Below are 14,992 nucleotides of genomic sequence, written 5' to 3'. Positions count from 1 at the left end.
CTTTCATCGGAACCAGTGGGGTGGGTGGACGGCGTCCCAGAGACCTTCGTGCTCCAGCTGGGCGGCCAGGGAGACGAGGGTTGCGTCCTGCCGGATGCGTCCGACCAGCTGCACCGAGTAGGGCAGCCCGTCGTCATCGAGGTGGGACGGAAGGGACACGGCCGGCTGGCCGGTGAGGTTGGCCCACGGCGTGTAGCAGGACCAGGCGAGCATCCTCTCGTTGACCCGCTCGATGCCGTCGGCCTCGAAGTGGCCGAGGGGGACCGGAGGACCGCTGGTGGTCGGAGTGAGCGCGACGTCGAAGTCGTCGAGCCCGGCCAGGAAGTCACTCGCGAAACGGGCGAGCGCCGCGTGCATGAGCAGCACATCTGGGCCGGTCATCTTGGCGCCGACGGCAGCGAGATTTCGGGTGTGGGCGGTGAGCAGGTCCCGCTTGTCGGCGGGCACCTGCATCGTCGCCCTCATGGTGGCGGAGACGGCGAGCATGTCGCTGATCGCTCCGGCCGCCGTCTCCTGTCTGGCCGGAGGGGCGATCTCCCGCACCTCGTGGCCGAGGCCGCGCAGCAGGTCGACCGTGCGGCGCACCGCGCGGACGGACTCCGGGTGCGGGTCGACGCCTGCGAGACCGGTGTCGGTCCACCACCCGATCTTCAGGGGTCGGTCGGGGCGGGTGCGGCCGGCCTCGGCCAAGCTGGTGTCCGGTGTCCACCCATAGAGGTCCTGGGCCGGCGGCTGCGCCATCACTTCCAGCAGCAGCGCAGCGTCCTCGACCGTCCGTGCGAGCGGACCCTCGGCTCCCGTTGCGAGGAACGAGCTCGCGGGGGCGAGGCTGACCAGGCCCCGGCTCGGCTTGATGCCGACCAGGTGGCACGCGGCGGCCGGGGTGCGGGTGGAGCCGGCTCCGTCGCTCGCATGGGCGATCGGGAGAAGACCGGCAGCGACCGCGGTCGCCGCGCCACCGCTGGAGCCGCTGGAGTAGCGACCGGTGTCGTACGGCGTGACCGCCGGCACCGGCGTGACGACGGCGTCGACGTAGCAGGCCACCCCGAACTCGGGTGCGTTCGTCTTACCGACGACGACGGCCCCGGCGCGCCGAATCAGTCCGACCGTCCAGTCGTCGTCGGTGGGCACGTGCCCAGCCAACGCCGCGGAGCCGAAGGACGTGGCGAGTCCGGCGGTCGCGTGGAGGTCCTTGATGCCGATGGGGATGCCGCCCAGCGGGGTGTGCTCGCCGCGAGTCAGTCGCTCGTCGGTGCGGTCGGCGTTGCGGAGGGCGAGCTCGGGGTCGACGGTGACGAACGCGCCGAGCTCTGCGTCGAGCTTGGTGATGCGATCGAGGTAGTGCTCGGTCAGCTCGCGCGAGGTGAGCTCGCCGCCGCGTAGGGCGCGGAGCTGCTCGGCGGCGGAGAGATCGTGCAACTGGCTCATCGCGCCGCTGCCGTGGCCGTGATGACCCGGTGGGCCGAGGTCGCGACGATGTCGAGGAACTCGGCCGAGGGGGACCGACGTCCGATGATCCGACAGTGCGTCAGTGGGCCCTCGATGAGGGCACTGACCAGTTCATAGCTCGGGAGCTCGGGGATCTCTCCTCGCTCGACGGCTCGTTCCAGTGACAGCAGCAGGGACCGTCCTCGACGCAGACCCATGGTGCGGAATGTCGCTTCAGCCTCGGCATCGTCGGCGAGATCAGCGAGCCAGCCGACCAGGCTGTCCGTCCAGGGTGCTGTCCAGGACCGGGCGAGGTCGTCGACATGGACTCGGATGTCGGAGAGCAACGAGCCGGTGTTGGCGTCAGAGACGGGCGGCACGTGCGCGTCGACGGCGTCGGCGACCAGGCGGATCTTGTTCGGCCAGCGCCGGTAGACGTCGCTGCGGTGGGCGCCGGCACGGGCGGCGACCTTGGCGAGCGTCAGGGCGGCATAGCTCTCCTCGGTGAGGATGCTCCAAGCCGCCGCGAGCAGCCGTTGCTCCAGATCAGGATCGCGAGGTCGTCCCGGCATCATTCACCACACTCCTTCATTGCACTACGCGACGTAGCGCTACGTTGTGTAGTGAAGATACGCGCACCGCATCCGGTCGACAAGGCCTATGGATTGTCGAGACCGATGAAACACCCTGAAAATAATGTCGGACTCGACTAACACGAATGAGTGTGACCCAGATTACTCTCGGGACCGTTCCCGCGAGTTGATCGCCGTCGTCCCATCTGACCGGCCGCTCGTCGTCCAGCGGAACCAGACCGCCCTGGAGGCACCTGATGAGGTCCAAGAAGTTCGTTGTGTCATTGATCGCAGTCCCTGCGCTCACGCTGGCAGGGTGTACCAACGGAGGCGGCTCCGGGGCCGGCGAAGAGGGCGCCATGGTGGACGGCAAGACGTTCACCATGGCGCTCGGCCTCGATCCGGGCGCCATCGATCCGGCCATGACCGTGCTGTCGTCCGCGCGCTTCCTGGGGCAGTTCATCTACGCCCGGCTGATCGATCTCGACAAAGACGGCAACGCGGTGCCCGCCCTGGCCGAGAAGTGGGAGATCGATGCCAAGACAGCTGTCTTCACCCTGCGCGAGGGGATCACCTGTGACGACGGCAGCGACCTGACCGCCACTGCAGTGGCCGACAACATCAACTTCATCGCTGACCCCGCGCACCAGTCGCCGCAGCTCGGCGTCACTGTCCAGCCCGGGACGGTTGCGAAGGCCGATGACGCATCACGCACCGTCACCGTGACCAGCGGCAGGCCCGACTCCTTCCTGCTCCTCAACCTCGGCGGCGTACCGATCGCTTGCGGCAGCGGCCTGGAGGACCGTGACCTGCTGGCCAAGGGAAAGGCCGGCACCGGGATGTTCAAGCTGGTCGAGGCGGTCGCCAACGACCACTACACGCTCGAGCGCCGCGAGGACTACACCTGGGGCCCGGGAGACTGGGACCCGGACCAGAAGGGCCTCCCCGACGAGGTCGTGATCCGGATCATCCCCAACGAGACCACGGCGGCGAACCTGCTGATCTCCGGTGAGGTCAACGCAGCCACCATCGCCGGTGCCGAGCGCGACCGTCTGGACCAGCAGGGCCTCTTCAGCGCCGCACCCCTGACTCCCTTCGGCCAGTTCCACTTCAACCAGTCCGCCGGGCGGCCGACCGCGGACGAGACGGTGCGTCGCGCGTTGGTGCAGGCCCAAGATCTCGGCAACCTGCGCAAGGTCCTCACCGGCGACCGGGGCGCCGCGCCGACCAGCATGGTCACGATGTCACCGGACCCCTGCGACATCGACACCGTGAAGGGCAACATTCCTGAGTACGACGTCGCTGCGGCGAACGCGGCGCTCGACGCGGCCGGCTGGACGAAGGGCTCCGACGGCATCCGTGCCAAGGACGGCAAGAAGCTCGAGCTGACCATGATCTACCTCAACACGGTCGGCGAGACGATGGGGGCCACCGCCGACCTGGCGCAGCAGGAGTGGAAGAAGATCGGTGTCGACGTCGAGCTCCGAGGCGTCGACCTGACCCAGCTGGGCGAGACCCTCTTCGGCACCGGGGACTGGGACATCTCTGCGGGCCAGGTCGCAGCAGGGGTTCCCAGCAAGCTGGTTCCCTTCTTCGCCGGTCCCAACCCGCCCGCGGGCACCAACTTCTCTCACGTCGACAACCCCGCGTACAAGGCCCTCGCCACCAAGGCGGCCTCGAAGGTCGGCGCCGCCGGCTGTGAGGACTGGGCTGCCGCGGAGGTCGCGCTGTTCAAGGCGGTGGACGTGGTCCCCTATGCGGACTCGGGCTTCCCGACCTACGGCAAGGGAGCCCGCTTCGAGCCCAGCGACGTCGGTGTCAACCCGATGTCCATCCGGATGTACGAGTAGGCCGGGACATCCATGACCAGCCTGGCAACCGATCCCGGGACGCCGTCCGTGGCCGGAAGTGCGCTCGACAGCCCGTGGCTGTCGTTCGCCCTCCGGCGCGGCGCTCGCTTCCTCATCTCCTTGTGGGTACTCGTGACCGCGGCGTTCCTGATGATGCACCTGGTGCCGGGCGACCCGGTGCGTGCGGCGCTGGGCATCGATGCCCCCGCCGAGCTCGTGGAGTCGCGGCGTGAGGCGCTCGGCCTGAACGACCCGCTCCTGGCGCAGTACCTGGGCTACTTCCGCAACCTGCTCTCCGGCGACCTCGGGATCTCCATGGGGTCGGGGGAGCCGGTGTCGACCCTGGTCATCGACCGACTGGGCGCCACCATTCAGCTCGCGGTCCTGGCCTTCGCGGTCGCCGTCGCGGTCGCCGTACCGCTCGGCGTCGCGATGGCCGTGACGACGAGGGCTGGTCGACGACGCGGCGCTGAGCTGGCCTTCGCGACCAGCGCGATGCTGGCGGCGGCCATCCCCGAGTTCCTGCTCGCCGTCGGGCTGGTCTACGTCTTCGCCGTCAACCTCGCCTGGTTCCCCGTCGCCGGCGCCGGCACGCTGTCCTCCAACGTGTTGCCGGTCCTGGCATTGGCTGTCGGTCCGGCGGCGATCCTGGCCCGGATCCTCCGGGTCGAGATGCTGGCGGTCCTCCAAGACGACTTCATCCGAACCGCGCGCGCCAAGCGGTTGCCGGCCCGCCGGATCTATCTGCGCCACGCGCTGCCCAACGCGCTCACCGCAACCCTCACCCTCGCCGGCCTGATGCTGACCACCATGGTGGCCGGGACCGTGCTGGTGGAGAACGTCTTCGCCTGGCCCGGGTTGGGCTCTCGCCTCGTGCAGTCGATCACCGCCAAGGACTACCCGGTGGTGCAGGCGATCATCCTCATCTACGGCGGTCTCGTGCTGCTGGTCAACCTGCTGGTCGACATCACCCTCGCCCTGCTCGATCCCCGCTCCACGATCAGGGAGGCCTGATGCACGCCCGCACCCGATGGCTGGCCGTTGTCCGCACCCCGCTCGGCGCCGCCGCGCTCCTCCTGTTGGTGGCGATGGTGACCCTTGCCGTGCTCGGCCCCGCGATCTGGGGCGACCGAGCGGTGCAGGTCGACACCGACGCGATCCACCAGGGGCCCTCGGCCGCGCACCTGCTCGGCACCGACGGCCTCGGCAGGGACATTCTTGCCCGCGTCCTGGTGGCGACCCGGATGTCCCTGGGACTGGCCGCCCTCGCCGTCGCGATCGCGGTCGGGCTCGGGACCCTCATCGGCGCGGCACCCGCGGTGCTGCCGCGCCGGCTCGGACGGCTCATCACCGGCGCGGTCAACATCGCGGTCGCCTTTCCCGCCCTGCTCCTGGCGCTCTTCTTCGCCGTGGTCTTCGGAGTCGGAACCCAGGGCGCGGTGCTCGGCATCGGCCTGGCGGGTGCTCCGTCGTTCGCCCGCCTCACCCAGACACACTCGGCCTCGGTCGACGGCCTGGACTTCGTCGCAGCGGCCCGTGTGGCGGGCGTCAGCCGCTTCCGCATCCTGCGTCGCCACATCCTCCCCAACATCGCCGAGCCGCTGGTGGTGAACGCGACGATTGGGGCCGGCGCCGCCCTGCTCGCCTTCGCCGGACTCTCCTTCCTCGGCATCGGCGTCCAGGCGCCGTCGTACGACTGGGGACGGCTGCTCGGCGATGGCATCAACCGCATCTACAGCAACCCCGCTGGCGCGCTCGGTCCCGCGGTCGCGGTGATGCTCGCCGGGTTGGCCTTCAACCTGCTCGGCGAGACAGCGGCCGCAGTCGTCGGTGGGCGGGCCCGAACGCGGCCGGGCCGCGCGCCCACGGTTCCACCGACTGCGATCGACGAGACAGTCGACGAGGCTGTCGACAACGACGTGTCGGACAGCCTCGACACGCTCGAGGACATTGTCCTGAGGATCGATGACCTGCGTGTCTCCTTCCCTGCCGGCAAGGACTGGGTGACGCCGGTGCGCGGCGTGAGCTTGACGATGCGCGCCGGCGAAGCAGTCGGGATCGTCGGGGAGTCCGGCTCGGGCAAGAGCCTGACGGCGCTCGCGGCCTCTCGGCTGATCGAGGAGCCGGGCGTGGTCAGTGCCGGCCGGCTCGACTTCTGCGGCATCCCGCTGCTGGGGACCCCTGCACGGGGGACGCGCCGCGTGCTCGGGCGATCGTTGGCCATGGTGTTCCAGGATCCGATGAAGTCCTTCAACCCCACGATGCGAGTCGGGCGCCAGCTCGCCGAGACCGCGGTGGAGCACCAGGGACTCGACCCCCGCGCAGCTCTCGCCCGGGCGATCGATCGCCTGGATGCGGTGCGGGTGCCCGCCCCGGCACGGCGGGCGCGACAGTACCCGCACGAGTTCTCCGGCGGCATGCTGCAGCGTGCGATGATCGGCATGGGCCTGATGAACACGCCACGGCTGGTTGTGGCCGACGAGCCCACCACCGCACTCGACGTCACGGTCCAGCGCCAGGTGCTGCGCCTGCTCGCCGAGGTGCGGGCCGAGACCGATGCGGCGATCCTGCTGATCAGCCATGACATCGCGGTCATCTCCCAGATGTGTGACCGGGTGCTGGTGATGTACGCCGGACGGATCGTCGAGGACCTCCCGGTCACCGAGCTGCGCACCGCACGTCACCCCTACACCCGCGCCCTGCTCGACGTCGTCCCCGACCTCGACGCCGACCGAACCAGTCCGCTCGGCGTGATCGCGGGGCGTCCGCCCGAGCCGGGCCAGTTCCCGACGGGCTGCGCCTTCGCCGATCGGTGCGGCTTCGCCACCGCGGCCTGCCGCGACGAGGACCCGCAGCTGAGCCAGGTCGACAGCGGTCACCAGGTGGCGTGCTGGCACCCCGTAGACGGCGAACATTCCGTCGCGAAGCAGGCGTTCGTCCCCGTCGAGACGGTGAAGGCAGGTGAGATCGGTGGGTGAGCTGAGGTTCGACCACGTGAGCGTGCGGTACGGCGGCCGTCGTACCGGGCACACGGCGGTCAAGGACGTCGACCTGGTGGTGCCGTCCGGTGCGGTGGTGGGCCTGGTCGGTGAGTCCGGCTCCGGGAAGTCGACCCTGGCTCGCGCGGCCGTCGGGTTGACGCCGGTCACGGCCGGCTCGATCACCCTCGAGGGCCGCGACCTGCTGCGCTCGTGCGGCGACAGCCGGCCGGTCCAGATGGTCTTCCAGAATCCGTACTCGTCGCTGGACCCGCGGATGACGATCGGGGAGTCGATCGCCGAGGCGCTCCCACGATCCGAGCGGCACGACCGGCTCGCGCGCACGGCAGAGGTCGTGCGGCTGCTCGAGCTGGTCAATCTCGACGGTGATCGCGCGGCAGCACTGCCTGGGATGCTGTCCGGGGGCCAGCGCCAGCGGGTGGCGCTGGCCCGTGCCCTAGCGGCACGGCCTGGTGTACTCGTCGCTGACGAGATCACCTCGGCCCTCGACGTCTCGGTCCAGGGCGCCGTCGTCAACCTGATCCGCGAGCTGCAGCAGCAGATGGGGCTCACCATGCTCTTCATCTCGCACAACCTGGCCGTGGTCCGCTACCTCAGCGACTATGTCGCCGTCATGAACCATGGTGAGCTCCTCGAGTTCGGTGCCGCGGACGAGGTGCTCACCGAGCCCGACCATCCCTACACCCGCGAGTTGCTCGACTCCGTGCCCGCGCTCGGCAGCAACCTGTGAAGGAGATTTCCATGGAGACCCGACCGCTGGCATTCGAGGACCTCCACGACCTTGCCCAGGTGGAGCAGCCCGCGATCAACCCGGACGCCACCTCCGCGGTGTTCGTGCTCCGCACGGTGGATCGCGGCCGTGACCGCTACCAACGCTCGTTGTGGCGGGTCCCCGTCAGTGGCGGTGAGCCCCGGAGACTCACCCGCCACGGCAACGACGCCTCGCCGACGTGGAGCCCAGACGGCGCCCGCGTCGCGTTCCTGCGCAGCCAGGACGGACCGGCCCAGGTGTGGGTCCTCGCGGCGGATGGGGGAGAGCCCGAGCAGGTGACCGACCTTCCCCACGGCGTCGGCACACCGGCCTGGAGCCCCGACGGCACCCGACTGGCCTTCACGGCTGTCGTCGACAGCACCGGTCACCACGACCTCGCTGCGCCCGTCGTGGCCGACGACCTGACCTACAAGGTGGACGGCGCCGGCTTCCTGGGGGCGCTCCGTCGACAGGTCCACGTGCTGGAGCTGGCCTCCGGTGAGGTGCGGCAGGTCACTCGCGGTTCTTGGCAGGTCGGGGACCCGAGCTGGTCGCCGGACGGCCACCAGCTCGCGTTCTCCGCGGCTCACGAGCTCGATGACAACACGGGTTTCTCCGGACCGGCGTATGTCGTGTCGTCGACCGATCCACGTCAGAAGCCGGATCAGGTCGGCCCGGCGAGTGCGCGGCTCCACGTGGTCGGCTGGACGGGTGACGGCAGCGACCTGCTCGCGGTCGGCCGAAACGACTCCGACATCGGCCACGCGCAGCTGCTGCGGATCTCGCTCGACGACCACAGCATTCAGGACCTCTGCCCGGACCTGGACCGCAACGTCATGCCCGGAGGTCCGGCCTATCCCGGTGCCCTGCCCCAGGTGTACGACGACGGGCGGGCCGTCCTCTTCTGTGCCCGCGACCGCGGTCGCACCCACCTGTATTCGGTCGCACTTGCCGGGGGCGATGCCCGGTGCCTCGTCGGAGGTGACGCGAGCATCTCCGGGATGTCGCTGACAGGCGGGACCGCGGTGGCCGTGGTCGCGACACCCACCACGTTCGGCGAGATCGTCGCGATCGACCTCGCGACTGCGGACCGCACCGCACTGACGTCGTACCAGCCAGCGCATCTGGGCCTCTTCGCGCCGCAGGAGCGGACGTTCGCCGTCTCCGACGGCGGTGAGGTGCACGGGTGGCTGGTCCGTGATCCCGCATGCACGGGGCCGATGCCGGTGCTGCTCGACATCCACGGCGGGCCGCACAACGCGTGGAGCGGCACGGCCGACCCGGTCCACCTCTACCACCAGGTGCTGGCCGCGAAGGGGTGGGCAGTGCTGCTCCTCAACCCCCGCGGCAGCGACGGCTACGGCGAGAAGTTCTACACCGCTGCGCTGGGGGACTGGGGTCGGGCGGATGCAGCCGACTTCCTCGAGCCGCTGGACCAGCTGGTCGCCGAGGGCACGGCCCACCCGGATCGGCTTGCGGTGACCGGCTACAGCTACGGCGGCTACATGACGTGCCACCTGACCGCACACGACGACCGCTTCGCGGCGGCTGTCGCGGGCGGCGCGGTCGCGGATCTGACCAGCATGGCCGGCACCTCGGACGTCGGTCCGCCGCTCGCGCGACTCGAGTTCGGCGACTCGCCGTCACCCCTGACCCGCGTCCATGACGTGCGAACGCCGACCTTGCTGCTGCACGGCGCCGCCGATGAGCGCTGTCCGCTGGGCCAGGCCGAGCAGTGGTTCACGGCCTTGCGGGATCGCGACGTGCCCACCCGTCTGGTCGCCTATCCCGGTGGCTCCCACCTGTTCATCCTGGACGGTCCGCCCTCCCACCGCATCGACTGGAACCGCCGCGTCGCGGAGTGGGTCGAGGAGTACGCCCCGGAGGCCGGACAGCTCCAGCGCAGGCCCATCGACCAGCAGCACTGGCAGGCGCGGCTCACCGAGCTCGCGGTGGCGCACGGTGTTCCCGGCGCCGCTCTCGGCGTCCTGCGTCTGGGGGAGGACCCGGTCATCGCGCACCACGGCGTGCTGAACACCGCCACCGGCGTCGAGGTCACCGACGACTCCCTCTTCCAGATCGGATCCATCACCAAGGTGTGGACCGCAACCGTCGTCCTGCAATTGGTCGCTGAGGGATCCTTCGATCTGGACACCCAGGTCATCGAGCTCCTTCCCGAGCTGAAGCTCGCCGACCGAGACGTGGCCGAGGAGCTCACTGTCCGGCACCTGCTGACCCACACCAGCGGCATCGACGGCGACTTCTTCATCGACACCGGCAGGGGCGACGCCTGTCTCGAGGACTACGTCGCGGCACTGGCCGACGTCGAGCTGAACCATCCGCTCGGCGCCACCTTCTCCTACTGCAACTCCGGCTTCGTGATCGCCGGGCGGATCATCGAGAAGGTCATGGGCCAGACATGGGACCAGGCGATGAGGGCGCGGCTCTTCGTGCCGATGGGTCTCGCGCACACCGTCACCTTGCCCGAGGAGGCGCTGGCGTTCCGTACGGCGATCGGGCACGTCGGGAAACCAGCCGTGCCAGCGTCAGTCTGGGGACTACCCCGCGCGCTGGGACCAGCGGGCCTGATCAACGCAACGGCCTCGGACGTACTCACCTTTGCGGCGCTCCACCTGCGCGAGGGCAACGCCGCGGACGGGCGCGAGATCCTCCCCGTCGGGCAGGTCGTGGCGATGAGACAGCGACAGGTCGACGTACCGGCACCCCATCCGATGGGTGACTCGTGGGGCCTCGGCTGGAACCGGTCCACCTGGGACGGGCACGAGGTCGTCGGCCACGACGGGAACACCATCGGCCAGTCAGCCTTCCTGCGAGTTCTGCCCGACCAGGGGCTGGCCGTCACGCTGCTGACCAACGGTGGCAATGCCCGTGACCTCTACCAGGACCTGTTCACCGAGATCTTCACCGAGCTGGCGAATGTGACCCTGCCGGAGCCCTTCGCCCCGCCGCCCGAGCCGCCGCGGGTGGACACCGCGGGCTACGTCGGGGTCTACGAGCGGGCGGGCCAGCGCATCGAGGTGCGCCCGGGCGCGCTCGGGCTGCGGATGATCACGACCGTGACCGGTCTGCTCGCCGACCTGATGCCAAAGACCACGGAGGAGTTCGACCTGGTCCCGGTCTCCGAAGGGACCTTCGCCTATCGGGCGGACGGTGTGGAGTCGTGGACATCGGTGGTGTTCGAGCCGCTGGCGACGGGGGCGACGTACCTCCATTCGGGCGGGCGGGCGACGCCCAGGGTCTCGTGATCGGATTCGTTCATTGTCGAGCTGGACGAAACATGGGTACGGTTCTGTCGTGATCCACCAAGGTCGTGCGAGTCTCGGCCGTGTCCTCGACAACCTCGGGTCCACGCTGCTCGAGGTCGCCTGCGGCGATGCCGACCTGGTGGAGGAGATCCGGAACGTGGTGATCCACGACCCGCTGGACGGCTCGCCACCTCCGCGCCAGGCGCTGGTCCTCGGTGTCGGGCTGCAGCACCCGGCCGACATCGCCACGCTGGTCACCGACCTCGGCGACCACGGCGCCGCGGGTCTCGTGGTGCGCTCGCCCGTCGTGGTCGATGACGCCGTCCGCGCCGCGGTCTCGGCGACGGGCGTCCCTGTGCTCGGCCTCACCAGCAGAGCCTCGTGGTCGCAGCTGACTGCCCTGTTGCGCGCGCAGATCGCCGAGGGCGACGTCGGCGTCTCCGAGGCAGAGACCCTCGGCGGGATGCCGTCCGGCGACCTCTTCGCCCTGGCCAATGCGATCTCCACCCTGCTCGACGCGCCGATCACCATCGAGGACCGCAGCTCGCGGGTGCTGGCGTTCTCTGAGGGCCAGGACGATGCCGACCCGGTGCGTGTCGAGACGATCCTCGGGCGCCAGGTGCCGGACCGCTTCGCCCGCCTGCTGGAGGAGCGGGGCGTGTCCCGTGATATCCAGCGCAGTCGCACGCCGGTGCACATCGACCCGATGCCGTACGACGACGAGCAGACGACCGCCCCGAAGGTAGCCCTTGCGGTGCGGGCGGGTGACGAGGTCCTCGGGTCGATCTGGGCGACGGTCAAGGAGCCGCTGTCGGCAAAAGGCAGCCAGGAGCTGCAGGAAGCAGCCAAGCTGGTTGCGCTCCACCTGCTGCGCCTGCGGGCCGGGGCCGATGTGGAGCGCCGCCTCCAGGCCGACCTGGTGGCCACCGCGCTCGAGGGTGGTCCCGGTGCGCTGGAGGCTGTCGACCGACTCGGGCTCCTCCACCGGGACTACCTCGTGCTGGCACTTGCAGCCGGTCGCCTGCCGGAGGGCGCCGACGGAGGCGGCTCCTCGGCAGCGGCGGCCGGTGGCCGCGCCCAACGCGCCGCCGAGCATCAGCGGACCACCGATGCGTTCGCCATGCACCTCAGCGCCGTCTATCCGAGATCGGCTGCGGCGCAGATCAACGACGTCGCCTATGCCATCGTCAACGTGCGCGGTGACAGGGGGAGCGCGAGCCATAGGGCCGAGCACGTCGTCGGCGAGTTCCTCGAGCGCATCGGCGACGACACGCCGTTGCTGGTGGGCATCGGCACCCTTGCCCTGACCCGGTCGGACCTGACCCGCTCGCGCGCCGCCGCGGACCGCGCGCTGCGGGTGTTGCGGGCCGGCCGCACCGGCCGGCGAGTTGCGGTCATCGACCAGGTGCACGTCGACGCACTCATGCTCGAGCTCGCGGACCTGAGCGCAGATCGCGACGTGCCAGCCGGGCCGCTGGCGCGGCTCCTGGAGCACGACGAGCGGAAGGGCTCTAACCTCGTGGAGACCGTCGATACCTGGCTCAACTCCTTCGGCGACGTCACCGCAGCCTCGGCCGCGGTGTTCACCCACGCCAACACCTTCCGCTATCGGCTGCGCAAGGTCGCGGAGGTCGGTGGGGTCGACCTCGACGATGCGGAGGCGCGGTTCGCGCTGATGCTGCAGTTGAGATTGCTGAATCAACATTCGTTTCCGTCGACTGACCCGAGACCACATACCCGAAACCCAGCTGAATAGGTTCGACGGCATGGCGAACTCGGCACGTGGTTGAGACCAGTTCCAACGCCCTCAGCTCTGGATACGCGGGCGGCGTGGATTGGCGGCGATGAAGTGTTCGCGGTGGACTACCAGGTCTGCCCTCGTTGGCGGCTTGGCTGGGTGGAGCAACCGTGGACACATGAGGAGTATCGGCACAGGTCTGACTGCCGCGGCGCTCTCCGCGCTGCGTGCCGAGAATCCGGGATTGGCGTGGCACACGCTCGGCGGGCACATGCCCGAATCGCGAGGATTCTGGGCTGTGATCGGTGACGGAGTCATAGGCGCCGCGTATCAGTCGTTTGGTTTCGAATTGCTGCGCTTAGTTCCGTGATGCGGACAAGGGCTCGTGATTTGCGTCATATGTCGCGGTTGGATCTTGCCTCCGCGTTTCACTGCCGCATGCCGCCCCTGGACGCAGGGGTGTGGTCCCCGGTTTGATTTGGCAACAAAACGGCCACATCATCACAACGAGGCCCATTCTCGGCGTACTCGTGCGGGTTGGGCTCTCCAGCACTGGAACAGGATCCCCCTCCCATGAACCAGACCAAGTTCGTCGTCGCAGGTGCCGTGGTGCTTCTAGGTGCCATCGTCTTCAGCGGTCAGTCCTCAGGGCCGGCTCCATCCGCAAACGACACGGCGAGCGCCTCGGTCGGAGGCACGCTCCGGATCGGCGTCGGAAGCGGCGAGCCGGCGTACTACAAGACCGACGGCGTGACCAAGGGCTTCGACTATCAGATGGCGCGCAGCGTTGCCGAGGGCATGGGTGTCGATCCGGAGTTCGTGGAGATGGAGTTCCGTCAGCTCTACCCTGCACTGCGATCGGGCAAGATCGACATGATTGGCGCGCAGGTCACCAAGACGCCGGAGGGGGAGCGGGAGTTCGACTTCAGCACTCCATACTTCGTGACCTATGTGTCCTTTCTTGCCGCCGAGGGGTCGAGCATCCGAAGCCGTCGCGATGTCGACGGGAAGAACGTCGCCGTCGTCGACGGCACCATCCACGAGCGTTTCCTCGAAGAGCAGTACGAGGACGTCAACATCATCAGGGCCAGGGACGCGGCCGCCGCGGTCGGATCGCTGGGGAGGGGCGAGGTCGATGCGTTCTTCTACGGCGCTCCGTACGCCGCCTCCATTCTCAAGCGTGCGCCTATCCGGCTGGCGCAGCCGATCGTCTACCAGGCCGAGGAGGCCCCGATCGCGTTCGTGGTGCGTGAGGGCGATCCGCGCAAGGAGCGGATCGACAGGGTCATCGAAGACATGGTCGTCAACGGTGAGTGGCTGAAGATCAAGACGGACTACTTCGAGGCAGACCCGCTCTCCGAGGTTTTCAGAGAGAAGGGCGTTTGATCCCGGTCGGCCACCCAGCAGCTACTTGATCGCAACCGACGTGGTCGTCCATGCGGCGAGCCGCACCAAGTTCGCACTCGGGCGAAATGCGTGTCCATGTGGTTCTGATGTCTCAGAAAGGTACGTTGGCGAGCCAGTCCTCGACGGACCGCGGCGAGATGCCGAGAAGGCTTTGAGCGCTGTTGTCGGGGGCGATGGTGTTTCGTTCCTGGGTGTTGAGGGCTTGGTAGAGGTCGACGACAGGGCCGCTGGCCTCCGGTCCGAAGAGCGGGGAGATCAGCTCGCCGAACGCCTCGGGTGTGATCGCCTCGTAGGTCACGTCGCGGCCGAGCCGTCCGGCGAAGGCTGCGGCCAGGTCGGGACCAGTGAGTCCGGGATGGGCGCCGACGGCGACGATGCCTGTGGTGGAGTGGTCGGTGAGGAGCCGGACTACGACCTCGGCGACGTCGCTGTGCGAGATCCAGGACGTCGCGAACGCGGTCGGGAGGGGATAGCGGAGGACGCCGTCGAGCGTCGCGGAGCCGGAGACGACGGGCAGGAGCAGATTCTCCAGGTAGAGCCGGGTGGCGACGACGGCGGTCGAGACGCCGGTGTCGCCGACGCGGCGAATGAGGGTGGCGATCGGGCTGTCGTCGTTGGCTTGCAGGGGCGAGCCGGGCTGGTCCACGATCTGGCCGCTGGTGGAGATCACCACGCGGGCCGGCTTTGCTTTGGCGACCGCGGTGGCGATCGCCTCGACGTACTGCAGGGACTGCTCCGGCGGCCCCATCGGCAGATGGACGAACACCCCGTCCGCGCCGGCGTACGCCTCGGCGAGGGAGCCGGCATCGGCGAGGTCGACGGCAACCGAGGCGACGCCGTCGTTTACGGCGTCCAAGGTGCGTACGGCAGCCACGGCCGGGTTCCCGGCGGCGAGCATCGCGGCGAGGACAGGGGAGCCCTGGGCGCCGGTGGCGCCATGGATGATGTAGGTCATGGACCTATTGGTGCATATGGTGCACC

General features: G+C 69.2%; 10 protein-coding genes. 7 read left to right on the top strand and 3 right to left on the bottom strand.

The window, feature by feature from the left end; translation table 11 throughout:
* Positions 1-3 precede the first annotated feature (3 nt).
* Positions 4-1,428 (bottom strand): amidase, encoded by a 1,425-nt coding sequence (locus BJ988_RS11590; protein WP_179658131.1) that lies wholly within the window; start codon positions 1,426-1,428, stop codon positions 4-6.
* Entirely contained in the window at positions 1,425-2,000 is a 576-nt protein-coding gene (locus BJ988_RS11585) for a TetR/AcrR family transcriptional regulator (RefSeq protein ID WP_179658130.1), read from the bottom strand. The genes BJ988_RS11590 and BJ988_RS11585 overlap by 4 nt, the downstream gene beginning before the upstream one ends.
* A 278-nt stretch (positions 2,001-2,278) precedes the next feature.
* Here BJ988_RS11585 and BJ988_RS11580 point away from each other — a divergent pair, with 278 nt between their 5' ends.
* The 7 genes from BJ988_RS11580 (at position 2,279) to BJ988_RS11550 (ending at position 13,990) form a co-directional block, all read left to right on the top strand.
* Complete coding sequence (locus BJ988_RS11580) at positions 2,279-3,850, top strand: ABC transporter substrate-binding protein (protein WP_218860779.1); 1,572 nt, start codon at positions 2,279-2,281, stop codon at positions 3,848-3,850.
* 12 nt (positions 3,851-3,862) lie between these two features.
* Entirely contained in the window at positions 3,863-4,864 is a 1,002-nt protein-coding gene (locus BJ988_RS11575) for an ABC transporter permease (protein ID WP_179658128.1), read from the top strand.
* Positions 4,864-6,828: a dipeptide/oligopeptide/nickel ABC transporter permease/ATP-binding protein gene (locus tag BJ988_RS11570; protein WP_179658127.1), complete on the top strand. Its 1,965-nt coding sequence runs from the start codon at positions 4,864-4,866 to the stop codon at positions 6,826-6,828. Before BJ988_RS11575 ends, BJ988_RS11570 begins: the two co-directional genes overlap by 1 nt.
* Positions 6,821-7,579 (top strand): ATP-binding cassette domain-containing protein, encoded by a 759-nt coding sequence (locus tag BJ988_RS11565; protein ID WP_179658126.1) that lies wholly within the window; start codon positions 6,821-6,823, stop codon positions 7,577-7,579. Before BJ988_RS11570 ends, BJ988_RS11565 begins: the two co-directional genes overlap by 8 nt.
* An 11-nt stretch (positions 7,580-7,590) precedes the next feature.
* The gene (locus BJ988_RS11560; protein ID WP_179658125.1) at positions 7,591-10,866 is read left to right on the top strand and encodes a serine hydrolase; all 3,276 of its coding nucleotides are present in this window, start codon (positions 7,591-7,593) and stop codon (positions 10,864-10,866) included.
* 49 nt (positions 10,867-10,915) lie between these two features.
* Positions 10,916-12,622, top strand: a complete 1,707-nt coding sequence (locus tag BJ988_RS11555; RefSeq protein ID WP_179658124.1) for a helix-turn-helix domain-containing protein — start codon at positions 10,916-10,918, stop codon at positions 12,620-12,622.
* Positions 12,623-13,177: 555 nt separating this feature from the next.
* Positions 13,178-13,990 carry a substrate-binding periplasmic protein gene (locus tag BJ988_RS11550; protein ID WP_179658123.1) on the top strand — a complete coding sequence of 271 codons (813 nt, stop codon included), beginning with the start codon at positions 13,178-13,180 and terminating at the stop codon, positions 13,988-13,990.
* Between the two features lie 112 nt (positions 13,991-14,102).
* On the opposite strand, the gene BJ988_RS11545 is transcribed toward BJ988_RS11550, so the two are convergent.
* Complete coding sequence (locus BJ988_RS11545; protein ID WP_179658122.1) at positions 14,103-14,966, bottom strand: SDR family oxidoreductase; 864 nt, start codon at positions 14,964-14,966, stop codon at positions 14,103-14,105.
* Between the last annotated feature and the right edge of the window lie 26 nt (positions 14,967-14,992).

The sequence above is a fragment of the Nocardioides panzhihuensis genome (assembly GCF_013408335.1).
Classification (GTDB): domain Bacteria; phylum Actinomycetota; class Actinomycetes; order Propionibacteriales; family Nocardioidaceae; genus Nocardioides; species Nocardioides panzhihuensis.
The sequence above is the reverse complement of the archived record's forward strand: the minus strand, read 5'-3'. Positions and strand labels throughout refer to the sequence as shown.

Excerpts from the sequence above, each read along its gene's own strand:
- BJ988_RS11575 (WP_179658128.1), top strand. The coding sequence starts at position 3,863 with ATGACCAGCCTGGCAACCGATCCCGGGACGCCGTCCGTGGCCGGAAGT.
- BJ988_RS11550 (WP_179658123.1), top strand. The coding sequence starts at position 13,178 with ATGAACCAGACCAAGTTCGTCGTCGCAGGTGCCGTGGTGCTTCTAGGT.
- BJ988_RS11545 (WP_179658122.1), bottom strand. The coding sequence starts at position 14,966 with ATGACCTACATCATCCATGGCGCCACCGGCGCCCAGGGCTCCCCTGTC.
- BJ988_RS11585 (WP_179658130.1), bottom strand. The coding sequence starts at position 2,000 with ATGCCGGGACGACCTCGCGATCCTGATCTGGAGCAACGGCTGCTCGCG.
- BJ988_RS11570 (WP_179658127.1), top strand. The coding sequence starts at position 4,864 with ATGCACGCCCGCACCCGATGGCTGGCCGTTGTCCGCACCCCGCTCGGC.
- BJ988_RS11560 (WP_179658125.1), top strand. The coding sequence starts at position 7,591 with ATGGAGACCCGACCGCTGGCATTCGAGGACCTCCACGACCTTGCCCAG.
- BJ988_RS11590 (WP_179658131.1), bottom strand. The coding sequence starts at position 1,428 with ATGAGCCAGTTGCACGATCTCTCCGCCGCCGAGCAGCTCCGCGCCCTA.